We start from the raw sequence: 25,213 nt of genomic DNA, 5'->3' as shown, positions 1-25,213 counted from the left end.
TTATTTCTTGCTGCGCTTGCTGCCGCCGTTGTTGTGCCAGGCACGTCGGTCGCTGTGCAAAAGTGCTGCCGAGGCATCCGGCCCCCAGCTGCCAGCTTCATAGGTCTGCACAGGTGTTCCAGAGGTGTTCCATGCATTGATGATCGGATCGACCCAGGCCCAGGCCAGATCGGCCTCGTCACGATGGGCAAACAGACTCAGGTCGTTATCGATAACATTCAATAGCAAACGCTGATAAGCATCACTGTAGAAATTGCTGAAAGTTTCGGCAAAGTTAAGATTGAGGGGCACCTGCTGCAAGCGCATGTCCAGATGATTCAACTCTTTGGCCATTACCGTCATTTCAATGCCTTCATCGGGCTGAAGACGGATAACCAGACGGTTGGCCGCAAGATGTGTCGAAGTTCCGTCAAACACATTGTGAGTCAGTGATTTGAACTGGATGACAATCTCGGCACAGCGTTGACGTAACCGCTTGCCAGTGCGGAAGTAAAACGGCACCCCACTCCAGCGCCAGTTATCGATGTGTGCCTTAATGGCCACAAACGTTTCTGTCTGACTGTCTTTACCCAGCTCATCCAGATAGCCCGGCACTTCTTTACCATGCATCATGCCTTCAACGTACTGGCCTCTGACTGTGTGGCTCTGTACCTCGTAACCGGTTAAGGGACGCAGAGCCTGAAGCACCTTGAGTTTTTCTGTACGAATGTTGTCGGCCTGTAATTTATGCGGAGGTTCCATGGCCACCAGACAGAGCAACTGCAACAAGTGGTTCTGAATCATGTCGCGCATGGCGCCGGCCTGATCGTAAAACGCGGTACGCCCTTCCAGCCCTACCTCTTCCGATAAGCTGATCTGAACATGATCAATGTAATTGCCGTTCCACAAGGGCTCAAACATGATATTGGCAAAGCGTAACGCCAACAGGTTTTGAACCGTCTCTTTACCCAGATAGTGATCGATACGGAAAATACTGTTTTCCGGAAAGTATTTACCCACCTGTGTATTAATGTCGTTTGCTGTGTTTCTGTCATAACCCAGCGGTTTTTCCAGTACCACCCGTGACGCCTCATGAATCAGATTACGGGCACTCAACTGCTCACAGATGGTGCCATAGAGGCTGGGAGGCATAGCCAGATAAAACACCCGATCCCTTGGCGCTTGTCCCTCGGGGATATCGGATAAAGGCTGTTCCAGTTGTGCCCAGCCTTCGCCGTTTTCCGTGACGTCCAATGCGCACAAGTGCAAACGTTCTTCAAACACTTGCCAATGGGATGCTGGAGACTCGCCAGACTTCAACTGTGTGGATAACCATTCGTGAATACGGGTCAACTCCTGTTCACGGGATTCCACTCTGCGCGACACCAGGAAAATTCTCGCCCCCTCCGGAAAATGTCCGGACACTTCAGAGCGATACAGTGCGGGCAACAGCTTGCGCAATGACAAATCGCCCAAACCACCAAAAATGACCATATCAAAGTCGTGCGTCATACGTTTTTCTCCCCGCTACTTCTGGCTTCCATCCTGTTATTTGCACTATTATCTGCACCATCAAAGGTCACTTTGCTATTCCAGCCACCGTTATTCTGAACAAGTAATGCAATCTGCGAACCAAACCAGAAATCACACACTCGAAACACTCCTCCAGAACCAGGTAAACACTCCCTTCTATGAATATAGAATCAGGAACACCTCTTTTTAACTGGAAGCCTGAATTTAATTGAGTTAAATTATACCCCTATAAATGACACCTAACAATGCATTTTATTTAATTAAATTAAATTCTAATGTTAAATAGGCGCCAACAAAACAGTTCGCCTGGAAAACGGTTGCTGTTAAAGTTGCACTTTTATTGAAAGGCTTCCATAGCCATTTCGAATAACTGCTTTTCCGAATATCTGTAGGGATAACCATGATATTGACGCATCTCAGACACGAGCTAGAAAACCTGAGTAAGTCCGAACGCCGTATTGCAGAAGTTATTCTCGCAGACCCGGAAGCCGCTGTTCACGCTACCACCGCTGAGATTGCCCGCAAGGCTCAGGTCAGCGACCCAATGATTTCACGGCTCTGTCGTGGTTTGGGATGCAAAGGATTCCCTGAATTCAAAGTGCAACTGGCTCAAAGCCTGGCCAAAAACACCTCCTATGTTACTCGCTCTGTATCCGTTGATGACGACGCGGATACTTACGTTAACAAATTGATCAGCGCCAATCAGGGAGCCCTGGAATATCTGCGCAAAGAACTGGATATCAGCACCATCGAGGCCGCTGTCGACGCCCTCGATAAGGCGAAAAGAATTGAGATATTTGGCATGGGCGGCTGTTCATCCATCGCCCAAGACGCCCAACACAAACTGTTTCGCCTGGGCACCCCCACAATTGCCTATGAAGATAACCTGAAACAACGTATGGCTGCAGCGGCGGCGAATGAAGACAGTGTCATTCTGTTTATTTCGTTTACGGGACGTACCCACGCTACTATAGAGACCGCGCACACCGCCAAGCAAAGCGGAGCCAAGGTCATCGCCATCACAGAACCCAACTCCCCTCTGGCTGCCGCCTGCGATATCGTCATCACCTCAGGTAGCGAGCTGGAAGACACCACCATTTATGTTCCCATGACCACACGAATCATGATTTTGACGATTGTGGATATTCTGGCAACCGGTCTCGCGCTGAAGCGCAGCCCCGGTATTGATGAACACCTGAAGAAAATCAAGGAAAGCCTGGATCACACCAAGGCAGAACGTAAATAAAGCATCAGAATCCGCTCAACACTCTGGCCAGACAACGAGATTTGAACGATTGCGTCATGGGCACTTACCACCGGGCGGCTTTACCACCCCCTGCAACAGGTACTGCGCATTATGTGATCCGACCCCTTGCTGTCATCAGGCGATCATCCCCACTGCATCCCTGTTCCCTGAAAGCAACACAACCGCCCCATAGATCTGTTGAAAAAAGACATACCACGGAAAGCGAAAACGCGCCAAACAAAAAAAAGGCGCTCCATTTGAAGCGCCATAAGCCACATTTTTACATAAAGTAAAAGTGCAGAGACAAGAACACTGTTTTCAAAAACCGTTAAAAACCTTCCACAACTTCGTTGTTCGTACTGTTCAGAAGTTGAGCCAACAAAGCTTCCGTTGATGGATCGAAGGATGCCCCCCTCTCCCCTTTACGACGCTGCTCAATTTCCCGATAGATTTCCACACCAATTTGCTTACCCAGCTCAACCCCCCACTGGTCAAACGCATTCAACTGCCAGATCACACTGGAGACAAAGACCTTATGCTCGTAGAGCGCCAACAACGCTCCCAGGGTATAGGGTGTTGTTTTGTCGTAAGAGATGGTCAGACTCGGGCGGTTACCGGGCAGGACCTTGTGCGGTGCAAGAGCGACCACCTCATCCTCTGAATAACCGGCATCACGCAATTCTTGAGTGGCCTGCTCCAGCGATTTGCCGTACAGCAGTGCCCTTGCCTGCGCCATGCAATTGGTAACCAGATGCGTGTGCTGATCCGCCAGAGGGTTATGGCTTTGCATCGGGACAATAAAATCAACCGGCACAGGTTGCGTCCCCTGATGCAACAATTGATGAAATGAGTGCTGACCATTGGTTCCCGCCGCCCCCCATACAACCGGACAAGACGCTCTTTCCAGGCTGTGCCCATCCCGGTCTACGCGTTTGCCATTGCTCTCCATGGTCAACTGCTGCAGAAAAGCCGGTAACTGGGACAAATTCTGATCGTAAGGCAGAACTGCATGACTCTGAGCCCCCAAAACATTGACCGACCATATTTCCAGCAACGCCAAAATAACCGGTAAATTGTCGCCTGCAGAAGCCGATGAAAAATGCTGATCCATCGCCGAAGCCCCTTCACACAGAGACTCAAAATTGTCCCACCCGACGGCCAGCGCAATGGGTAAACCGATGGCCGACCACAGCGAGTAACGGCCGCCCACCCAATCCCACATGGGATAAATGGATTCCTGGTGAATCCCAAACTCTTCGGCCTTGGCCACATTGGAAGACACCGCAACAAAATGATCTGACAAAGTGCAGTCAGCCCCGGCAGCGGCCTGTAACCAGGCCTGAGCCGCTCGGGCATTCGACAAGGTCTCAAGTGTGGTAAAAGTCTTGGAAGCGACAACAAACAAGGTTGTCGCCGGATTCAGTCCCTTCAAGGTATTCACCAGATGAGAGGGATCGACATTGGAAACAAAGTGCAGATTAAGACGCTGTTGGTAAGGCGTCAGAGCCTCACTCACCATGGCCGGCCCCAGATCTGAGCCACCAATACCGATATTGACCACATCGGTAAACGCTTCACCGCTGTAACCTGTGCGCTCGCCTGTCATCACTGAGCAAACCAGCCCGGCCATTCGTTGACGAGCGCTCTCTACCAGCTCATTTTCAGCCAGAGACTTGTTAGCCCCACCACGCAAAGCGCAATGAAGTACCTTTCTGCCTTCCGTATGATTGATTGGCTCGCCAGCCAACATCTGCTGTATCGCCTGAGGAAGCTTTGCTGCCGCTGCCAGCGCCAACAAACCCCGCCACGACTCAGGAGTTACAGAATGGCGAGAGAAATCCAGAGTCAAACCCGCCGCCTGCCGACTGAAACGCGCCAGCCGTTCCGGATCAGATTCAAATTGCGCCCGGATATCGAGATTCCCTTGCTCATGGCCGATATGTGCGAGTGCCTCCCACGCCTCTAACATTGCCTCCTGCGAAGGCCTCTCCATCGGGTCAAACATACGCTGCTAACTTCCTGCCTAAATCCAATTCACCAACTCAAGCGAATTCAATACAATTTAATTGAGTTAAATAATACATTGATAAATTGATAAAAAACAACCATAAATTTAATTAAATTAAATATTGGTGCGGCAGGAATCTGCAGACTGACGCCATAAAAAGGGTGAAAACTCAACAAGCAAAGAGCTGAAACGCGTCAGCCGATGAGACTTTGAATCCGGCCAATGATCCAGGACAGCTCTGGCAAGGTCACCAGTTCCAACTGCTCTTCCAGGACTGAATCCAGTACAGCCTCAGTTGTCAGTGGATTAGCCAGAACCACGCGGAACACCGTCACCACCTGCCCCTGGTACCGACTCACATCAACCCGCGTGCGGGACACAAAAGTCTTGCCGGCTGCTCGCTGGGATTTTTGAATCAGCTGAGTTACCTGATCGAGCAACTCATTAACCTCGCTTCGGACTTCAGCCGACAGCCCGGGCATCGCGGACTGCAGCCATTCAGGGTTATACCTGTATCCCAGGATGTTTAATGTCGGAGCGACCACCAGCTCAAAATCGGGATGCTGCTCAATCAGAGAAGCAAAGTACCTGGCCCGCTCAAGCCCCTGATCAATCAGTAACTCATAGCCCTTGCGGCCAATAATATTAAGGCCAGCGTGAACCAGTAACGCCATACCGGGACGAGAGCCTTCCAGTGTATGACTGCCGAGATCTTTCGACCCCTGACGAATGATGTACTCCGCGTGATGTTCAATACTGGACAGGCGCTCAGGATCCTTGAACAGCACCATGCCCGCCCCCATCGGCACGTAAAATTGCTTGTGGGCATCAATGGTCACCGAGTCAGCCCGCTCGATGCCTGCGAGCAAGGAGCGATGGGTATCGGAAAACAGGGTCGCCCCACCCCATGCCGCGTCCACATGGAAGTGACACCTCAACTCCTCTGACAGGTCGGCCAGTGCCTGTAAATCATCCACACTGCCAGTCTCCGTCGCACCGGCCAGCCCCACAATACTGAGTACGCCGATGCCTTCGGCCTCCAGCTGTCGGGCTTTATGGCGCATGGCCTCGACATCGACCCGGTAGTGCTCATCCGTATCGATGGCGACCAACTGGTTGCGACCAAGCCCCAAAAGATCCACGGCTTTGGCAAGGGAGTAATGGCCCCGGCGGGATATCAATACCGCCAACCCCTTGAGTCCCGCAGACTGTAATGCACCATACAGCCCTTCACGGGCAATGTTTTGCTCTCCCAGCCGGTGATTGCGGGCTGCCCACAACGCAGTGATATTGGCCACCGTCCCACCTGAACAGAACGCCCCCAGCGCATGGCCCGCGTGATGCAACCACTGATCGTAAAACGTGTCACTCTCAGAAAAAATCAAACGGTGCAGCATCCCCAGTACCTGTCGTTCCATGGGCGTAAACGCTTTGGAAGTCTCTACTTTCACCAGGTTTTGATTCAGTGCCGTGACGATCTTTGCCAATGGCAACATAAAGTAAGGCAGTGCTGAGGTCATATGCCCCACGAATCCCGGGGACGATGTATGCACCGATTGGGACACCAGCTGCTTGAGGATAAAATCTGTGTAGGTTGAAACGTAGAACGGCTGCTCTGGAATGTTCGCCGAGGCAAACTCGGTTTCAATTTCAGACAGGGGTTTTTCGACAGCGACAATGTGCTCGTGCAGGAAACCATCCAGATTGCTGGAGATGGCCGCATCGATTTGAGCAAGGGTCGATTCGCTGGATTCAGGAATGGTAAAAATGCGCTGCAGACTTTCCAGATTTGCCTCTGCCACACCATCAGTACCAATATTCAGCACTGGGTAAGCGGGAACATCTTGAGGTTTATCGCCTGCACTCATAGGGCACCACTCCATGTAAGGGGGTGCATAATATGGGGCTGACGGAATGTCCGCAACCCCACAATTTTCAAAACGGGTTGATTTTTAACCCGCTTTATTCAGCCAGCTGCGCGACGTGGAAACGCAGGTGATCTTCGATAAAACTGGCAATGAAAAAGTAGCTGTGGTCATAACCCGGCTGCATTCTCAATGTCAGTGGTACACCCGCCTGCTCACAAGCCTGCTGCAACAACTCAGGCTTCAACTGTTCGGCCAGGAAGTTATCGGCCTCACCCTGATCCACTAGCAGAGCCCTGGGTTTAGTCTCTACGGAGCGAACCAGCTCGCAGGCATCGTATGCTTTCCACTGCTCCCGGTCATCTCCGAGATAACCGCTCAGGGCTTTTTCACCCCAAGGGCACTGGGTTGGCGCCACAATGGGTGCAAACGCCGAGACAGACCGGAAACGCTGTGGGTTTTTCAGGGCGATCGTCAACGCCCCATGACCACCCATCGAGTGCCCAAATATCCCTGCACGTTGTCCATCCACCGGAAACGAAGCCTCGATCAGGTCTGGCAACTCGCTGCTGATGTAATCGTACATCCGGTAGTGTTCGCTCCAGGGCGCCTGGGTAGCATTCAAATAAAATCCAGCCCCCAGACCGAAGTCATAAGCGCCCTCAGGATCGTCCGCAACGCCCTCGCCCCGCGGGCTGGTATCGGGGGCCACAATGGCCACCCCCAATTCAGCCGCAATACGCTGGGCACCCGCTTTCTGCACGAAGTTTTCATCCGTGCAGGTCAGGCCCGACAACCAGTACAGAACCGGCACTTTTCCGCTGTCAGCCTGAGGCGGCAGGAAAATCGAAAAGCGCATGGTGCAATTGAGTGCCGACGAGGCATGATTGAATTGCAGCTGGCGACCACCAAAGCATTTATTTTCAGCAAGCTGTTCCATAGGTGCTCCTTAACAAAACAATCTTAGTAAAGAACAACAGAGCGAATGCTCTCGCCAGCGTGCATCAGATCAAAGCCCTTGTTGATGTCGTCTAGCGACATGGTGTGGGTGATCAGATCGTCAATGTTGATCTTGCCATCCATATACCAGTCAACAATTTTGGGGACATCGGTACGACCACGGGCACCACCAAAGGCAGAACCGCGCCAAACCCGACCGGTAACCAGCTGGAATGGTCGCGTGGAAATTTCCTGACCAGCTCCGGCCACGCCAATGATGATGGATTCGCCCCAACCTTTGTGACAGCACTCCAGCGCCTGACGCATGGTGGTCACATTACCGATACACTCGAAGCTGTAGTCCGCGCCGCCTTTGGTCATTTCGACCAGCGCCTCAACGACATCGGGCACGTCCTTCGGATTGAGGAAATCGGTCATGCCGAACTTTTTCGCCAATGCCACTTTGGACGGATTGATATCAACACCAATGATCTGGTTGGCGCCAGCCAGTCTGGCACCCTGGATTACGTTCAGACCGATACCACCCAAGCCAAACACCACAACGTTGGAACCTGGCTCAACTTTCGCGTCAAATACTACGGCGCCAATACCGGTGGTTACACCACAGCCGATATAACAAACCTTGTCGAATGGTGCGTCTTCACGAATCTTGGCGACGGCGATTTCGGGCAAGACCGTGTGATTGGCAAATGTTGAACACCCCATGTAATGCTTGATGGGCTTGCCATCCAGAGAGAAACGGCTGGTGCCATCTGGCATCAGACCCTGGCCCTGGGTAGTACGAATGGCCTGACAGAGATTGGTTTTAGGATTCAGACAATATTCACAACCCCGACACTCCGGCGTGTACAGCGGAATGACCGTATCACCGGGTTTCACAGACGTTACACCTGCACCGACTTCCACTACGATACCCGCGCCCTCGTGGCCCAGAATCGCCGGAAACTCCCCTTCAGGGTCATCGCCAGACAGAGTAAAAGCGTCAGTATGGCAGATCCCGGTGGCTTTCAGCTCGATCATCACTTCGCCGGCCTGTGGCCCCTGAAGATCAACATCCACCACTTCCAAAGGTTTACCCGCCCCAAAGGCGACTGCTGCACGTGTTTTCATGATCTGAACTCCTGATGTGACCATTGATTGATAGAGAATAGTATCGATTCCACCCCATGTCGGTGATTATCGATACGGATTAATCAGAATGGCAAACACTATACATTGTTCCCTTAAAAGTAATTAGCCACATAAACATCAAAGGATTGTTTATGCACAGCAACAATAAACACTTTATACTGCGCCCATGAACCGCTGGGCCTCCACAGAAATATTCGTTAATGTCGTCGACAGCGGCAGTTTTTCAGCTGCTGCCAACACCCTTGGTCTGTCCAAATCACACGTCAGCCGACAAATCAGCCAGCTGGAAAACCGGCTGGGTGTGCAATTGATGAAGCGTACTACCCGCCGGCTGTCACTGACTGAGACCGGGCAGGCCTATTACGAACGCTGTAAGAACGTGCTGACTCAACTGGAAGAAGCTGAAAAGGCAGTGCTGGATCAGCAGGAAAGGCCCCGCGGCACCTTGCGCATGACCGTAGCGGGCGCCTTTGGTGAACGCTATATTGCACCGGCGGCTGCCGCATTCATGAAGCTCCATCCTCATATTCAGATTCATCTGGACTTTACCAGCCGTCAGGTAGATCTGGTGGACGAGGGATATGATCTCGCCATTCGAGCCGGAGTCCTCAAAGACTCTTCCCTGATTGCACGGCGGATTGCAGCCCGGCAATTGATTATCTGCGGCAGTCGGGATTATCTGGATCGCTATGGCCATCCGGAAACCATACACGGTCTGAAAAAGCATAACTGTCTGGTAGGCTCAGTCTCCACTTGGCGATTCCGGGAAAAAAACGGCCACCACGTGGATCTGAAAATAGACGGAGACTGGCACAGCAACAACGGGCATGCTCTTCTGGCAGCGGCCAAAGCCGGACTGGGTCTCACGCAGTTACCCGAATTTTATGTCCATGAAGATATTGCTGCCGGGCGGCTGATCCCGGTCATGGTTGAATACCAACCCACGGACACGGCCGTCTGGGCGGTCTATCCCGGCAATCGGCACTTGTCACCGAAAGTTCGGCTGTTTGTTGAGTATCTAGTCAATCACTTCCGCGAAATACAATACTTGTGATGCTATGAAAAAAATTCTGAGTAACATCCCCACCAATATCATTACCGGCTTTCTCGGCGCAGGGAAAACCACTGCCATTCGGCACCTGTTAAAAACCAAACCCGCCAGTGAAAAGTGGGCGGTATTGGTGAACGAGTTTGGCGAGATCGGAATTGACGGTGCGCTGCTGGCAGCCGATGGCTCCGAAATAGAAGGCATCGCGGTTAAAGAAGTGCCCGGTGGCTGCATGTGCTGTGCGGTCGGATTGCCATCGAAGGTGGCCTTAAACCAATTGATTCGCAGTCATCAGCCTGATCGTATATTGATTGAACCCACCGGTTTGGCTCATCCACAGCAGGTCATCAAGCAATTTTCCGGTGCTGAATACCAAACCCTTCTCGATATGCAAACCGTCGTGTGCGTGATCGATCCCTGGAGCATTACCGACGATCAGTTTACCCAACTTCCCGCGTTTCAAAGTCAGGTTGAGCTGGCCGACCATCTGGTACTGAGCAAAGCGGATACTGCGACTGAAGATCAGTTAAAAGCGTTCGAAGCCTTCTGCGCCGCAGAAGAACACAACCGACAGACACAGGGGCGCCCCCTTCGGTTCTCAACCGTTGCCCATGGCCAACTCGACTGGCAATGGCTGACGCACCCGCATCATGCACAGAATCCCGATGCTGCCGTTCGACAACACTTGGGCTTGCGGCCTCCCGTTTCTGCAATCACAGAAGAGACAACCCCTGCCCTTAACGAACCCGTCGATCAACTCACCCGGTTCGAAAACAACACCGACTTTGGTCACAGTTGCGGCTGGCGCTTTCCTGCCGACTGGCTGTTTAATGAAGCTAAACTGCTTGCCTGGGTTGAGTCCTCCGACATTCCGAGAATCAAAGGCGTCATTCACACTGACGCTCACTGGTTACTGATCAATCGAATGCGTACAACGGTTTCCTCGGAAGAGATTCCGGCTGCCGAGGAAAGTCGACTGGAGATGATCCACACCGAATCCGTCGATTGGGATTCGGTAGAGCAACAACTGATTGAATGCCGTACGCCAGCCTCATCGTAGGCTGGCACCTCCCTCCTGTCCGGCGCCAACAGAAAATACCCTGCGCAGCTGTCTGCCAAACCAGCGCCCAAACAAATGACGATCATCGAGCATTCGGTACAGAGCCGGAACCAATAGCAAAGAAATAAACGTGCTGAACAAAACCCCGCACCCCAGAGAAATGGATATGGGGACAAAGAGTTTGGTTGACCACTCTGAAGAAGACATCAGCGGCAGCAAGCCAATAAAAGTGGTAGCCGAGGTGAGGATAATCGGTTTGAAACGCTCACAAGCTGCCTCAATCAGCGCCTCCTCCATGCCCAAACCTTCTATACGCAAACGATTGGCCTTATCAACCAATACCAGAGAAGCGTTAACCACCACACCGGCAAGAGCGACCACACCGATGATGGAAAAGAACACGAAGGTTTCCCCCATCATCACATGCCCCCAGATGGCTCCGATGGCGCCAAACGGCACCACTGACATCACGATCAATGGCTGCGTGTAAGATTTCAATGGAATCGCCAGCAAACCGTATACTGCAAACAACGCAATCAGACACATCAGCCCAAGACTGGCAAAGGCATCGCCCTGACTTTCGGCCTCGCCCGCAAGATTGATCTCAATACCGGGCCAGCGACGTTCCAACTCGGGAAATAAAGACGTTGCCATTGTATTTAGTACAAAATCCGGAGCAATTTGAGAGCGATCCACATCCGCAATGACCGAAATGACCCGTCGGCCATCGACCCGCTGAATTCTGGAAACACCTCGCTGGGATACCACTTGTGCAACGCTGCTGAAAGGCACTTCCACACCATCACTGGTGCGAATTCGCATTTGCTCAAGATTACCCAGACTCCTGCGCTCCGCTTCTGGATAACGAACAAAAACTTTGACCTCGTCATCACCGCGCTGAATACGCTGTACTTCTTCACCGTAGAAAGCCTGACGCACCTGCCTGGCCAGATCTCTGGTGGTGAGTCCAAGATTTCTGGCCTGCGGCAACAACTTTAGCGACACCTCTTGCTTGCCGCCCTCAAAGCTGTCGTAAATGTCAAAAACCCCGGCAGTTGCATAAAGGTATTCCTTGATTTCAGCCGCTGCCCCCTTCAGATCATCCAGGTGCTTTCCGCGAATCTGTAACTCAATGGCATTGCCCGCTTCCAGCGCATTGGCATCGAAGGTCTGCTTGACGGCATTAGGAATAGCACCATTGAGCTCACGCCAGCGACTGGCAAATTCTGAAGTAGACGTACCGGAATAATCTTGTGGTAAGTTAAGCTCAATGGCCATGTCAATATAGTGACCGCCTATCCAATTCCCTTCCGATGTACTGCCTTTAATGATTTCCTTCCCCATGGACACAAAGGTGTGTCTCACTCGGGATTCCAGTTCATCCGGGCCCCGCTGCGAATCCAGTTCCTGAGTCAGCTGCTCAGCAGAAGCCTCCAATTGAGCAATGGCTTTTTCTGTCTCCACCAGTGAAATGCCCTGCGGCAAAGTCACGCTCGCATACAAACGCTCACCGGGCATAGGTGGGAAAAACTGAGCGGAAATACGCCCTCCCGCCATCATGCCTATGGTAACAATGCACACGCCCACGGCCACACTCAGCGTGGTATAACGCCACGCGATCACCTTTTTCAAAAATGGCTGATAGTACTGATCGACAAACGTCTTCAGATTCCCTGCCACCAAATGATCAACTTTCTCCTGTAACCGGTTCAGCCAGACAAAGCGACTGGGCTTATTGGCAGGATGACTGGCCAGATGAGAAGGCAACACCAGCTGTGACTCAATCAGCGAAAAAACCAGCGCAAGAATGGACACAAGACCAATGGGCGCCACCATAGCTCCCAGAGGTCCGGTCACACTCAGCATAGGTATAAACGTAGCAATGGTCGTCAACACGCCAAAGATTACCGGTATGGAAACTTCTTGCGCGCCAGCAATAGCCGCATCCCTGGGAGAAGCTCCTAACTGTTGATAGGCATAGACTCTCTCTCCCACCACCACGGCATCATCAACCACAATTCCCAGCACCAAAATAATCGCCAGAGTCGACACCGTAGAGATGGAAACATCAAACACGGGGAACATCAACAATGTGCCCAGCAAAGCGATAGGAATGCCAGCAGAAACCCAGATCGCCAAGTTCAGACGCATAAATAAGACCAGCACGATAAACACCAGGGCCATACCGCTGACCGCATTATCGCTCAGTGCCTGCATCCGTCCGCGCAGATCTTCTGATTCGTCTTGCCACAACGTGATGTTGACACCTGCCGGGATCCAGCTTTGAGCGTCATGCAGATACTGTTTTACGGCATCCGAAACTTCAATAATATCCTCTTTCCCTATGCGCCGTACGTCGACAATCATGGCTGGCTCACCATCAAATTTTGCAGCCATTTCCTTATCTTCAAACCCATCGACGACATGCGCAATATCCCCGAGACGTACACGTGTGCCATCCCTTTTGGCAAGGACAATAATGTTGGCGAAGTCCTTTTCCCAATAGGCTTTGGCATCAGTTTTTAACAACACGTGGCCATCAAGGGTTTTAACCATCCCGCCGGGAAGATTTAGCGAACTCTCCCGGATGCTGGCTGCGACCTGGTCTAGCGTCAGTCCATGACGACGCAAATTGATTTCAGAAACTTCAAGAGAAACTTCTTCCGGCTTTTGATAAACCAGATTGACCTGACTGACTTCAGGTAAATCTGCAATATCATCTTTGATTCGCTCACCAATGTTTTTCATGGAGTGCTCATCAATATCACCGGATATAACCACCTGCAGCACTGCCAATACTCGGGTATTCTCGGATACAATCGGTAGCTCCGCGTCTTCCGGAAGACTATCCAGCTTATCAATGTCGTTTTTGAAATCCCGGAGCACCTGTGTCTTGTCAGCACCGGTCAGTAACTCAGCGCTGAGAGTACACTTACCCTCAACTGCAGTGGTACGCAGCTTTTTCACACCCTGTGTGCCAGAAACCGCCTCCTCCAACTTGATACAGATACTTTCTTCCACTTCGTCAGCACTGGCCATTGGGTAAACAACCTCAACATTGATAATATCCATGTCCATGTTCGGAAACTCTTCCCGGTGAAGAGTCGGAAAAATCAAAAGGCCACCTACAATCATCAGCCACATCAATAAGTTGGCAGCTACTCGATTATCTACAAACCAGGCAATTACACCTTTCACAGGATATCTCCGTGGGATAATGTCGCTTTCCGGTCAGAAATAACCTCTGTAACCATTTCGACCGGGGCACCTGCTTCGTCCAGTGCCTCTACTTGCATGCCATCGACCACAATACTGATAGGTGATACACAAACCCGATCCCCATCCATCAGTCCGGAAGAGATAATTGCCTCATCCCCTTGGTGACGCAGCACCGTGACCGGGCGAACTCTTAGCCGATTACCCTCATCTACTACAACCACTTCAGAACCATTACGGATTGCGCCACGGTGTAAATGAACCAGATCGTCCAGTGATCGTCCCTCAATCTCTGCCTTCACAAACAATCCCATAGGCAAGCCGTCCGGCAATTCCTCCTGTGTCATCTCAGCAATCCCGTAAACCATGCGCGACTGCGAATCCAACTCAGCTTCATGGCGCACCAATCGTCCCTGCCATTGATGGAATGTACCAGCGTACTCCACAGAGAAATTCACCAATGGCAGAGCTGACCATGCACGGCCATTATTTGTAGTTGAACTGCCTGCAGCTGTTCGAACTTGTTGGAAATTATCGCTCTGCATCGCCATCTGGCCCGAGCTAGCCATAAAAGCCATCTGACGATTAGGGATGGGGAGACGAACCTTTATCATCTGGTCAGCATAAATTTCTGCAACCACATCTCCACGGCGGATGAACTGCCCAAATTCCACTTTTTCACTTCGGACTCTTCCTCTGTACGGCGCTTTAATGACAGTTCGATCCAGATTGCGTTGCGCCTGCTCCAGTGTCAGCCTGGCAAGTCTGGCCTCTGCTGAGAACAACTCAAACTGCCGAGCGACCTCATCAAATTGCGATTCACTTAGTAGCTTTTTCTTCTTGAGCGTATTGCCTCGTTGGAACTCGGATTCGGCAAACTTAAACTCCACCAACGCTTTATCCAGGCGAGCCTGAGCGTTCTCATAATCAGTCTGGTAATCAGCACGGTCAATCCGAAACAAAATGTCTCCAGCCATAAAGTGTCCCCCAGCCTTAAATGCCGGATTCACCCACACCACACGACCATCAACTTCAGGCACCAGAGTAGACTCGGCACTGGGTGACAAGACACCTTCTGAATAGACTTTCAAAGTTTCACGAGATGGTTTAACAGTTTTAACCTTAACCACAGGCAGGATTTTCTTAACGGGTTTGGAAGTAAGCTCGGGCTCAGTGGCCACCAACCCGAAAGCGACAAAGCTCGACAAAAAGAAAATCAGAACCGGGGCAACTTTTTTATTGCGACTACCCTTTAGTACTTCATCGAACATCTGAACAGACAACTTCTGCCTCCTTGTGGCAACCAAACAACACTGAATGTATTGGCCGTATAAAAAACGATTTTTCGTAATTGAACTAGAGAGTTTTAAAATACAGAAATGAAACACTTTCTGATCGTGCCATAACACGCCATTTATACAGACCAGTTTTCTAGACCAAACAAAAATTATCACTGGCTATAAAAATCCGGATAGACACTGGACCATGGCACCCTTATATCCGCTCCAAAACATCAATACACAGCACCAAAAACAGGCAAACTATTAAGCAACCACTCCAAAGTGGTGCAGCAATTCGCTGGTCTGCACAACTGGCAAAAACTGGTCTTTTTCATCCTTGCCAAATTCCAATAATTTACAAACCAGAGCAAGAAAGACTAAACGATCCAAAGAGATCGAACCCTGACTCAGAGATATGTATTAACAACTTTAAACAACAGTAAGGGTCGTCACCATGATTAAAAGACTTCGTACCAACCCACTCGCTACGGCTATCGTACTGGCCTCTGTCGCCACGCCACTTCACTCATTTGGTGCCGTGCTGGAAGAAATCGTCGTAACCGCACAGAAACGAGCACAGGATATGCAAGATGTGCCTATCGCAGTAACAGCGATGAGTGCGGACATGATCAAGAAAGCTGGTATTACCGGTGTTGAAGGTATTGCTGCTCGGACCCCGGGTTTCAGCATGGGTGAGTTCAATCCAACTCAACCTCAACTGTACATTCGCGGGATTGGCTCCAACGGTGACGGTGCTGCCAGTGGTGAACAGTCTGTAGCCATGTTTATTGATGGTGTCTATGTGAACCGTAGTGCCGGTAGTGCTACAGAACTGTATGACATCCAAAGTATTGAAGTCCTGCGTGGTCCACAGGGTACTCTCTGGGGCAAGAATGCTATTGCTGGTGCAATTAATATCACCACCAAAAGACCTTCAGAAGAATTTGAAGCTGGTCTCGAATTGAATGCGGGTAACTACGGTCTGAAAAACTATCGAGGTATGATTTCCGGTGGTTTGACTGACACGCTGGCCGGTAAAGTGAGTTTTAACGAAAAACAGCGCGACGGCTACATAGAAAGCGTTATTGATTCCAATTTCGAACAGGGGGATTTGGATAGCAGCAGCCTGCGAGGCCAACTCTTGTGGACCCCCACAGACTCTCTCGAAGCTCTGCTTACTGTGAACTATGGTACCGACCGTCGTTCAGGTGCAGCTTCTCTTTCTGCAGAATCCATGGAGCCCGATTTAGCCATTATCGGGGCAACCCTGGCCGCAGCGCATGCCGACGGCTTGCCATACGCAGATTTCTATGAGAATTACTCATCCAATGAAGGCTATACCGAAATGGATTCACAGGGTGCCTCACTGCAGATCGACTGGGATCTTCCCTGGGCGACACTGACATCCTTGACGGCCTATCAGGAATCCAAATCAGCTTTTTACAATGTTGGTATGGGCGGAATTGACGCGGATATTTTTAAAGAGTATGGCCCAATGTCCGTTGGTCAACTCGGTCTTTTTGCTGGTTTGGGGTTTACCTCATATGCCGATGAGAATTCACGCTTAATCAGCCAGGAACTTCGCTTGAGTGGTGATACCGACAAGTTAAACTGGCAGGCAGGTGTCTACTACAATCAGGAAAGCGTTCACCGTGGCGAAGGCACGTTGATCGATGCCCCCTCCTTCTTAATTAATGTTGTTGGCCCCGTTCAAGCTCTCGCCTATAACCCCGCTAACGATTTGGCTGATCAGTATAACGACACAACCAGCACAGCTATTTTTGGTCAAGCAACCTACTCTATTACTGACAAGTTAGATCTGACTCTGGGACTGCGTTACACCGAAGAAACCAAAGAATACACCAACATTGGCACCTTGATCGCAACAGAAAACCCGGCTTTGCCACCGGTTTCCAGCGACTTGACCACCGGCAGCCAAGAAAAAACCTGGCGTTCGCCAACTTATAAAATCGTAGCTAACTACCATATTGGTGACAGCACAATGGTCTACGCCAGTGCCGCCACCGGTTTTAAAAGCGGTGGTTTTAACTACGCATCAGCTTTGGGCTCTGCACTCGATGAAGCCTTCAACGAAGAAAACGCACTCAATATGGAAATCGGTTTCAAATCCATGCTGATGGACGATCGTCTTCGCTTGAACGGTGCCATATTCAAAACCGATTACGAAGATCTGCAAGTGTTGCAACAGTTTGATTGTGGCGGTTGTGCTATCCCTCCTCTCGTTACCAAAAATGCGGGTAAAGCCGTATCTGAAGGTATCGAACTGGAAGCAACCTTTGCATTAACCGACAGTCTGCAATTGGCAGGGACCTATGCCTACCTGGATACCGAGTACGTAGAACTGGAAGGTAATTTAAAACAAGATGAAGGCAATGCCCTGCGGAATGCTCCGCGCAATGCCTACACTCTGGTCACCTCTTACGAAAAAGAAATGCCTTTTGGCGGATTCATGGATGCCCGTTTGGAATACATCCACAAGGAAAAAGCCTATCAAGATACAGCCAACTATGAGTCTGCAGCCATTCCTGAATACCGTGTATTCAATACCCGTCTGGCCTACACCTCTGCCGATGAGAAATGGGAAATTGCGGGCTGGGTGAACAATCTGACCGGAGAAGAGTATTACAGCCATAATTACCAGGCCCCTCCATTTGGTTTTATTCACGTTCCGGCCATGCCCCGTACCTACGGTGTGACTGTGACCTGGACTAACTTTTAAACAAACGTTTACAATACCATAGTTGTCTAGTTCTCCTGATGGAGAGTGATTGGCCTATCTCTGATAGGCCTTTTTTTTAGGGCACAGCTAACATTCCCTCTCCTCAGCCTTCATAAGGAAATAGCTAATGAAGACAGTGTTTAAAATCCTGATAAGTTTACTCATTCTTCTGGCAATTACTTTCCTCGCTGTGTACTGGTTTATACAGCCTGAAAAGCCACCTCACAGTCAGGTTTTCATTAATGGTCAAGTTCTGACCATGGATAACAATAACTCCATTGCTGAAGCCATTGCCATTCGGGATGATCGTATTGTAGCGGTAGGCTCCAATAGCGATATACAGCCTCACATTAACGACGATACTGTTGTCCATGATCTGCAGGGAAGAACACTAATACCCGGCATTATTGATGCACACGGCCATTTTCCGGGATCCGGCATTTCAGTCATCAGCGCCGACCTGACCAGCCCGCCGGTAGGTAATGTCCACAATATTGCCGAGCTGCAGGAACGTCTCTTGCAACGAGTTAAGGACAAGGACCACGGTGAGTGGATCACCGGTTTTGGATACGACGACACATTATTAGCGGAACGCCGTCACCCAACCCGTCAGGAGCTGGATGCAGTCTCCACAGATCACCCGATCTATATCACACATGTTTCCGGCCATATGGGAGTGGCAAACAGCCTGGCTCTGGAAATAGCTGGCTATGATCGAAATACGCCAGACCCAGAGGGTGGCGTCATCGTAAAAGATGAACATGGAGAGCTGACCGGCCTGCTTGAAGAAACTGCTGGTCAGGCACTCAGTTTTTTAACTTTGGATATTTCGCCATCAGAGTTCTACGACATACTCACTACCGCGGGGAATGGGTATGCAAGCAAAGGGGTTACCACCGCCCAAAGCGGCGCAGTAGACGGCACCATGTTGCAAGGATTGTATGGGGCTTCTCAACTTGGCTTGATTCCCCTGCGCCTGGAACTGTGGCCACTGTACGATAAACTGGGGGAGCAGATCCTCTCTGGAGAACTGGATCTGGATGATTACAATTCAGATCGGGTGCGTACCCGCACCGTCAAAATCATTGCCGACGGCAGTATTCAGGGCTTTACCGGCTACCTGAGCCACCCATACCACACCCCATTTCGCGGTGACGAAGAGTATCGAGGATATCCCACCCTCCCCCGTGAGAAACTGGCAGACTGGGCAACCCGTTTCAATAAGGCTGGCATACAAATGGCCATTCACGGGAACGGTGATGCCTCTATCGATGACATTATCTACGCCTTTGGTGAAGCACAAAAAAACCATCCTCTATCAGACCCCCGCCTGATTCTGATTCACTCACAAATGGCGCGGGAAGATCAGTTGGATGAGATGAAGCAACTGGGTATCACCCCAAGCTTTTTCACCGCTCATACCTATTACTGGGGTGATCGACACAGGGATATCTTTATGGGTCCGGACCGAGCCATGCGTATGAGCCCAACCCACTCCGCTCTGGAAAGGGATCTTCGATTCAGTGTCCATCTGGATACCCCGGTGGTTCCCATGGATCCCATGCAAATGCTCTGGAGCACCGTCAACCGTCTGTCCAGTAGTGGTGAAGTGATTGGGGAAGAGCAGCGAATTTCACCCATGCAGGCGCTCAGAGCTACCACCATTGACGCGGCCTGGCAGATCTTCCGGGAGAAAGACCTGGGCTCATTAGAGAAAGGAAAACTGGCAGATCTCGTGGTATTGGATCGCAGCCCTCTCGTCGATCCACTGACCATCCGCGATATTAAAGTCGATCAAACCTACGTCGGTGGTGTCAAGATTTATGATCGAGACGATAAATAGACGCACCAGCCTATAAAGAAAACATCTAAATACTTCTTGCAGGAGATGAAAACAGCACAAAGTAAGTCTTGGGCCAATCAGGTTCAAGGCTTACTAAAAACACATTCGAAGCGTTAAAGTCCTGTACTTACTATCAAGAAAAAAAGTTCAATCACGAGATAAATTGATCTCTACATAAAAAGCCCCACGAATATCCCCAACCTGAAACCCGGTAGCCTGGTCATCAGGATAAAACTGTTGGATACGGGTTGCGACCTCCGGAGCAATCGAGTCACCATGACAACCAAGGCACAATCCCTGTGTCGGAATGGCTTTCATGAAGCGATAGATACTGTCACCGTCCTGTTCAGAGATTTCACCGAACTCCATAGCTGAGATCGGAATACCTTGCTGCTGTTGATCAGCAAAATCTTCAAGCACTGACTGCTGCCATACATCCGCCGTATTGGCCGGGTTTCGTACTTTTAAACTGGTGCGTGAAACCTTAGTGCTCAGAGTAATGGCCTGCTGCCGAGTTAAACCCTGAGCATTGAGATGACAAAATTCCACCGCATGGGCCAAGCCATCTTTGGCAATGGCTTGTTGCAATTTTGACTTCAGCTCGCTACCCAGTGACATCGCCGTTGATCGGGCCTGAAGCTGTAAAGAGGTCATCTGTTGATCAACCGCTAAATCTGTTTGATCAGCCCCAACCGCTGGCCCCAAAAGCACCATAAACAACACCATCCACTGACATCGGGAGTAATTGCTCAACCTTTTACTTGATTCCACTTCGCTCTGCTTCAACACGGTAAAACCTCTCATATATTCCCAGCCAAACTCTGCTCTACAAGACTGTCCCACTGGCATTTGATTGAAAACTCTCATTCATGATTTCACTGAGCTGGTACAGACAATACTTGCTCGCCGGGCATTAAGCCAGACAGGACTTCCACTTTCCCTTGGGGATACGCTTTACCCAATCTGACATAACGACGCTCAATACCTTGTTGTCCAGCCACCCACACCAAATCCAGTTGTCCTACATGAGCTACACGCTCGGCAGGCACCAGCAGAATGTCAGCTTCGCCGGCTGGCACTTGCAGACGGGCATACATCCCGGGCAGAAGATCAACGCCCTGCTCCAGTCGGCATTTCACCAAAAAACTGCGGGAGCCAGGATTGCCAGCTGGTACCAGCTCCTCAATGACTGCCTTCAACTCCATGTTGAGCGCAGGAATGGTTACATTAAGCTTTTGGCCCAGTTTCAGAGATAAAGCCAATGCTTCACGAACATTCGCTTCCACCCGCAGGGAGTTGGGGTTATAGAGTGACAGAAGTTTCGTTCCCGGCTGGACGGTATCACCGGGCTCGGCAAAGCGATCGACAATACGTCCCTGGATGGGCGCGCGCACCTGGGCATAGCCGAGGGCGGTTTGCGCTTCTTCTAACCCTTGCTGAGCACTGTCCAAACCCGCGACCAGGGTGTCGTGGTTGGCCTGGGCCTTATCCAGATCTGCCTGCGCCAGAAGACCCCGTTCGCGCAGGGTTTTGGCCCGCGTCAGGGCTTGCTGGGCTTCGGTGAGGCGGGCGCTGACTGACTGCACATTAGCCCTGGCTTGTGAAACTCGCGATTGCAGATCGCCCTGTTCCAGCTCGACCAGTAACTGCCCCTCCTCCACGGGATCCCCGGCGCGAACATGGACTTTGACAATGCGAGCCAGCAAGCGAGACGAAATCAGCGTGGCCTGCTTGGCTTCTACCGAGGCCGGCACCGCTTCGAATAACTCGACCTCTTGCTCCTCCACCGGCACACCCTCTTCCGTTGCCGTCACCGCCGGCGGCTGCAACCCCGGCTCAATCACGTCGTCAAACACTCCGGCCATCCACGCTACCATCAACAGCAGCAGCAGGATTGCCAGCAAAGGAACCAGCCATCGGGTCAGGGAGTTCATGCGTCAGTCCTCAAGGGGGCCGCCTTGTCGAACACCAGCAGGTAAACCACCGGCACGACCAGTAAGGTGAATAAAGTAGAAGCCACAATGCCAAAAATAATCGCCAGCGCCAGGCCACTGAATACCGGGTCCAGTGTAATCACCAGATTACCCAGCAACGTGGTGCCAGCGGTGAGCAGAATCGGCCGCAGGCGAATCGCCCCGGCTCGCAGCAAGGCGTCGTGAATCGACGCCCCCTGCTCACGTTCCTGGGAGATAAACTCCACCAGGATCAACGAATTACGCACCACGATACCGGCCAGGGCAATCATGCCGATCATGGCCGTGGCCGTGAACAACACCGGGTCCGGCGCACCGGCCACCTGCCGCTCACCGATCTGGTTGAGCAACCAGAAGCCGGGCATGATGCCGATGATGGTCAGCGGAATGGCCGACATGATGATCAGCGCCAGACTGGTGGAAGAAGTCTGCAGCTTCAACACAAAAAAGATGCCCACCAGCGCAAACAGGAAGGCCAGCCCCATATCGCGAAACACATCCACGGTGATTTGCCATTCACCCTCGCCGGTCCAGCCAATGCGAATGTCCTCGGGCAGTTGCCAGCCATCTCCGGCGCCCTTGCCAAACAAGGTGCTGAAAAAGGTACGTCCCTGCCAGTCACTGATCTCAGGCGTGTCAGCGCCTTCAAGCAGCGGCTGTCGCAAATCCACATTCACATCAGCGATCACTTCAGCCGGTGTGCGGCCGGACAATTCGGTCATGACGTAGACCACCGGCTTCAGGTCTTTGCGCTGAATGGTCTGGTCAGCGGGCAACGATTGGAACGTGCCCAATTCCCCCAAAGCCACCAGCGGTTGCGGCGCAATGTCGAGGCCACTGTGACTGCTCTGCTTGACGATGCCGGGCTGGCCGCGCACCTGCAGGCGCTGCAGGTCGTGCACAGAGGTGCGCTGTTCCTCGGGCAAACGCACCTCCAGCGGCAAGGGTTTCGCTTCCTGTGGCAATTGCAGGAAGCCGGCGCCGACGCCGACATTGGCCATCAACAACGCCTGGTTGATGTCCGCCGTCGCAATGCCGGACAAGGCCGCTTTCTGTTTATCCGTTAAGAAACGCAGCCGCTCATGTTCAGCCTCCACCGTACTGTCCACTTCCACCACAAACGGCTCGCGTTCGAGTCGCGCCATCACAGTGCCGGCAGCATCCTGCAGTGCCGTATAAGGGGTTAACTCCGTACCGTAGACTTCCACCACCAGGGTGCTTAATACCGGCGGCCCGGGCGGCACTTCCACCACCTTAATGGAAACGCCTTCCGTCGACAGGGCAGCCAGGTGTTCACGCAGCCGCAACACCACACTGTGGGACTGGTGCTGGCGTTCCGTCTTGTCCACCAGAGTCACCCGCAGGTCGGCCATGTTCGGCGCCTGGCGCTGGTAGTAATGTCGCACCATGCCATTAAAGTCCATCGGCGATGGCACCCCCACATAGGCCGCCACCGCTTTCACTTCGTTGAGCTGGCGCACACGGGCAGAGACGTCAACCGCCATGGCTGCGGTCTGCTCCAGAGTGGCACCTTCCGGCATATCAATGACTACCTGCAGTTCGTTTTTGTTGTCGAATGGCAGCAGCTTCAGTGGCACCAGCCGCAGCAGCGGCAACAGCGCAGCAAAGACAAACAAGGCCGCCACCAGCCACAACAACATCTTGGCCCGGCCACGACTCATCAGGATCGGTGACATAACACGCCGATAAAACGCCGCCAGCCCTCCGGCCGCCTCCTCATCCTTCGGCGAAGCGCCGGACAGCAGCTTCATCGCCAGCCAGGGCGTGACCACAAACGCCACCACCGTGCTGGTGATCACACTCACCGGCACATTGAACGCCATCGGCGCCATGTAGGGGCCCATCATGCCGGTGATAAACGCCAGTGGAATAAACGCCAGCACAATGGTGAGTGTCGACATGACCAGTGGCGTACGAATTTCACTGATGGCGGCGACGATTTTTTCTTTCAGCGAGCCCGTGCGTTCGCGCATAAAGCGCTCAATGTTATCCACGCCGGTGATGGGGTCATCCACCAGCAATCCAAGCGAGAGGATCAGGGCAAACAGGGTGACGCGGTTGATGGTGTAGCCAAAGGCCATGTCCAGCGCCAGGGTGACGCCGTAGCTGATGGGCACAGCGATACCCACCACCAGCGCCGGGCGCCAGCCAAGAAACACCGCAATAAACACCACCACGGTAAACACCGCAAAGGCGAGGCTCTGGGCAAGGTTGTTGACCTTGTCATTGGCGGTTTCGCCGTAATCGCGGATGACTTCCAGATGGATGTCGGAGGGCAGAATGTCCGCGTGCAAACGCGCCATCATGGCATGGATATCCTTGGCGACACGGACCGCATTACTGCCCCGCTGTTTGGCCACAGAAAGTGTCACCATCGGCAAGCCGGGTCTGCCGGCGTGAAAGGGTTCGGCAAAGTCGATCCAGGTATAGCTGTCGGGCTCGGCCGGCCCATCGATGATCTCGGCCACCTCCCGCAGCAGCACCGGCTGACCATCCACCACATTGATCACCGATTGGCGCAGTTCATCGACCGAGCGGATAAAGTCGCCGCTCTCCAGTTGCAGGCTCTTGTTACCGAGCGTCCAATTGCCCGCTGATTGCAGCAGGTTGGACACCTGCAAGGCATTGAGAATATCGCCCACTGTGCTGGAACGAGCTGCCAGACTTTCCGGATCGGGCAGGATGCGAATCGTGCGCGGACGCCCGCCCACAACATTGACTTCACTGGTATCAGGCACCGACTGCAGGAAGGTGGATACTTCATCCGCCACCCGCCGCAGCTCGTAATCACTGGTTCGATCCGGATCACTGCTCCACAAGGCCAACAGCAGGATTGGCACATCATCCACTTCCACCGGGCTCACCTGCCAGCGGCTCACCACCGCCGGCACCCGATGCTGGTTGGAATAGAGTTTATTGTAGGTGTTGAGCAGTGAGGTTTCCCGATCCTCCCCCACGTAGAAACGCAATGTCGCCGTGGTTCGACCGGTCATGGTGGTGGAGTAAACATTCTCAACGCCCGGAATCTGCGCCAGCAGTTTTTCCAACGGAATGGTTACCTGGCGTTCCACCTGGGCGGCGGACAACCCCGGCGCCTCCACCAGCACATCCACCATCGGCACCACAATCTGGGGCTCCTCTTCCCGCGGCGTAAACGTCAGTGCCAGGGCACCCAGCACCAATGACAGCAGCAACAGCATCAGCGGCATGCCACCGGAAAGGCTGTAGCGAACCAATGATTCCAACGGGGATTGGGATTTCATAACGCCTGACTTTTAGGAGTAATGAAAAAAAGCATAATTCACACAAG

At 52.1% G+C, this 25,213-nt stretch carries 15 protein-coding genes; 5 read left to right on the top strand and 10 right to left on the bottom strand.

Annotated elements, in window-relative coordinates; translation table 11 throughout:
- Nucleotides 1-1,491: a glucose-6-phosphate dehydrogenase gene (zwf, locus tag KOI40_RS16505; protein WP_216098651.1), complete on the bottom strand. Its 1,491-nt coding sequence runs from the start codon at nucleotides 1,489-1,491 to the stop codon at nucleotides 1-3.
- A gap of 421 nt (nucleotides 1,492-1,912) precedes the next feature.
- Here zwf and hexR point away from each other — a divergent pair, with 421 nt between their 5' ends.
- Nucleotides 1,913-2,758, top strand: coding sequence for a transcriptional regulator HexR (gene hexR / locus KOI40_RS16500; protein WP_216098650.1), 846 nt, complete (start codon nucleotides 1,913-1,915; stop codon nucleotides 2,756-2,758).
- 328 nt (nucleotides 2,759-3,086) lie between these two features.
- On the opposite strand, the gene pgi is transcribed toward hexR, so the two are convergent.
- From pgi to KOI40_RS16480, 4 genes are all read right to left on the bottom strand, one after another.
- The gene (gene pgi / locus KOI40_RS16495) at nucleotides 3,087-4,727 is read right to left on the bottom strand and encodes a glucose-6-phosphate isomerase (RefSeq protein WP_216098649.1); all 1,641 of its coding nucleotides are present in this window, start codon (nucleotides 4,725-4,727) and stop codon (nucleotides 3,087-3,089) included.
- Nucleotides 4,728-4,960: 233 nt separating this feature from the next.
- Entirely contained in the window at nucleotides 4,961-6,634 is a 1,674-nt protein-coding gene (gene panP, locus KOI40_RS16490; protein WP_216098648.1) for a pyridoxal-dependent aspartate 1-decarboxylase PanP, read from the bottom strand.
- A 94-nt stretch (nucleotides 6,635-6,728) separates the two neighbouring features.
- On the bottom strand, nucleotides 6,729-7,571 hold the full coding sequence (gene fghA / locus KOI40_RS16485; RefSeq protein WP_216098647.1) for an S-formylglutathione hydrolase: 843 nt from the start codon (nucleotides 7,569-7,571) through the stop codon (nucleotides 6,729-6,731).
- Nucleotides 7,572-7,594: 23 nt separating this feature from the next.
- On the bottom strand, nucleotides 7,595-8,701 hold the full coding sequence (locus tag KOI40_RS16480; protein ID WP_216098646.1) for an S-(hydroxymethyl)glutathione dehydrogenase/class III alcohol dehydrogenase: 1,107 nt from the start codon (nucleotides 8,699-8,701) through the stop codon (nucleotides 7,595-7,597).
- Nucleotides 8,702-8,888: 187 nt separating this feature from the next.
- Here KOI40_RS16480 and KOI40_RS16475 point away from each other — a divergent pair, with 187 nt between their 5' ends.
- Nucleotides 8,889-9,776 carry a LysR substrate-binding domain-containing protein gene (locus tag KOI40_RS16475; RefSeq protein WP_216098645.1) on the top strand — a complete coding sequence of 296 codons (888 nt, stop codon included), beginning with the start codon at nucleotides 8,889-8,891 and terminating at the stop codon, nucleotides 9,774-9,776.
- A 4-nt stretch (nucleotides 9,777-9,780) separates the two neighbouring features.
- On the top strand, nucleotides 9,781-10,830 hold the full coding sequence (locus KOI40_RS16470; protein ID WP_216098644.1) for a CobW family GTP-binding protein: 1,050 nt from the start codon (nucleotides 9,781-9,783) through the stop codon (nucleotides 10,828-10,830).
- Here KOI40_RS16470 and KOI40_RS16465 read toward each other — a convergent pair.
- Entirely contained in the window at nucleotides 10,822-14,028 is a 3,207-nt protein-coding gene (locus KOI40_RS16465; protein WP_216098643.1) for an efflux RND transporter permease subunit, read from the bottom strand. The genes KOI40_RS16470 and KOI40_RS16465 overlap by 9 nt on opposite strands.
- Nucleotides 14,025-15,329, bottom strand: coding sequence for an efflux RND transporter periplasmic adaptor subunit (locus KOI40_RS16460; protein ID WP_216098642.1), 1,305 nt, complete (start codon nucleotides 15,327-15,329; stop codon nucleotides 14,025-14,027). The genes KOI40_RS16465 and KOI40_RS16460 overlap by 4 nt, the downstream gene beginning before the upstream one ends.
- Before the next feature lie 451 nt (nucleotides 15,330-15,780).
- On the opposite strand from KOI40_RS16460, the gene KOI40_RS16455 reads away from it, so the two are divergent.
- Together KOI40_RS16455 and KOI40_RS16450 are read left to right on the top strand one after the other, a co-directional pair.
- A complete protein-coding gene (locus tag KOI40_RS16455; protein ID WP_216098641.1) occupies nucleotides 15,781-18,066 on the top strand; it encodes a TonB-dependent receptor in 2,286 nt (761 codons plus the stop codon).
- 259 nt (nucleotides 18,067-18,325) lie between these two features.
- Nucleotides 18,326-19,909: an amidohydrolase gene (locus KOI40_RS16450; RefSeq protein ID WP_216098640.1), complete on the top strand. Its 1,584-nt coding sequence runs from the start codon at nucleotides 18,326-18,328 to the stop codon at nucleotides 19,907-19,909.
- Between the two features lie 147 nt (nucleotides 19,910-20,056).
- Here KOI40_RS16450 and KOI40_RS16445 read toward each other — a convergent pair whose 3' ends face one another.
- The 3 genes from KOI40_RS16445 to KOI40_RS16435 form a co-directional block, all read right to left on the bottom strand.
- Nucleotides 20,057-20,698 carry a Tll0287-like domain-containing protein gene (locus tag KOI40_RS16445; protein WP_216098639.1) on the bottom strand — a complete coding sequence of 214 codons (642 nt, stop codon included), beginning with the start codon at nucleotides 20,696-20,698 and terminating at the stop codon, nucleotides 20,057-20,059.
- Nucleotides 20,699-20,784: 86 nt separating this feature from the next.
- Nucleotides 20,785-21,843, bottom strand: coding sequence for an efflux RND transporter periplasmic adaptor subunit (locus KOI40_RS16440; RefSeq protein WP_216098638.1), 1,059 nt, complete (start codon nucleotides 21,841-21,843; stop codon nucleotides 20,785-20,787).
- On the bottom strand, nucleotides 21,840-25,166 hold the full coding sequence (locus KOI40_RS16435; RefSeq protein WP_216098637.1) for an efflux RND transporter permease subunit: 3,327 nt from the start codon (nucleotides 25,164-25,166) through the stop codon (nucleotides 21,840-21,842). The genes KOI40_RS16440 and KOI40_RS16435 overlap by 4 nt, the downstream gene beginning before the upstream one ends.
- Nucleotides 25,167-25,213: the final 47 nt, after the last annotated feature.

The sequence above is a fragment of the Pseudomaricurvus albidus genome (genome assembly GCF_018863235.1).
Lineage (GTDB): Bacteria > Pseudomonadota > Gammaproteobacteria > Pseudomonadales > Cellvibrionaceae > Pseudomaricurvus > Pseudomaricurvus albidus.
This window is presented reverse-complemented; position numbering and strand designations above follow the sequence as displayed.

What these genes read in the sequence shown, in the direction of transcription:
- zwf (WP_216098651.1), bottom strand. Translation starts at nt 1,491, where the DNA reads ATGACGCACGACTTTGATATGGTCATTTTTGGTGGTTTGGGCGATTTG.
- hexR (WP_216098650.1), top strand. Translation starts at nt 1,913, where the DNA reads ATGATATTGACGCATCTCAGACACGAGCTAGAAAACCTGAGTAAGTCC.
- pgi (WP_216098649.1), bottom strand. Translation starts at nt 4,727, where the DNA reads ATGTTAGAGGCGTGGGAGGCACTCGCACATATCGGCCATGAGCAAGGG.
- panP (WP_216098648.1), bottom strand. Translation starts at nt 6,634, where the DNA reads ATGAGTGCAGGCGATAAACCTCAAGATGTTCCCGCTTACCCAGTGCTG.
- fghA (WP_216098647.1), bottom strand. Translation starts at nt 7,571, where the DNA reads ATGGAACAGCTTGCTGAAAATAAATGCTTTGGTGGTCGCCAGCTGCAA.
- KOI40_RS16480 (WP_216098646.1), bottom strand. Translation starts at nt 8,701, where the DNA reads ATGAAAACACGTGCAGCAGTCGCCTTTGGGGCGGGTAAACCTTTGGAA.
- KOI40_RS16475 (WP_216098645.1), top strand. Translation starts at nt 8,889, where the DNA reads ATGAACCGCTGGGCCTCCACAGAAATATTCGTTAATGTCGTCGACAGC.
- KOI40_RS16470 (WP_216098644.1), top strand. Translation starts at nt 9,781, where the DNA reads ATGAAAAAAATTCTGAGTAACATCCCCACCAATATCATTACCGGCTTT.
- KOI40_RS16455 (WP_216098641.1), top strand. Translation starts at nt 15,781, where the DNA reads ATGATTAAAAGACTTCGTACCAACCCACTCGCTACGGCTATCGTACTG.
- KOI40_RS16450 (WP_216098640.1), top strand. Translation starts at nt 18,326, where the DNA reads ATGGATAACAATAACTCCATTGCTGAAGCCATTGCCATTCGGGATGAT.
- KOI40_RS16440 (WP_216098638.1), bottom strand. Translation starts at nt 21,843, where the DNA reads ATGAACTCCCTGACCCGATGGCTGGTTCCTTTGCTGGCAATCCTGCTG.
- KOI40_RS16435 (WP_216098637.1), bottom strand. Translation starts at nt 25,166, where the DNA reads ATGAAATCCCAATCCCCGTTGGAATCATTGGTTCGCTACAGCCTTTCC.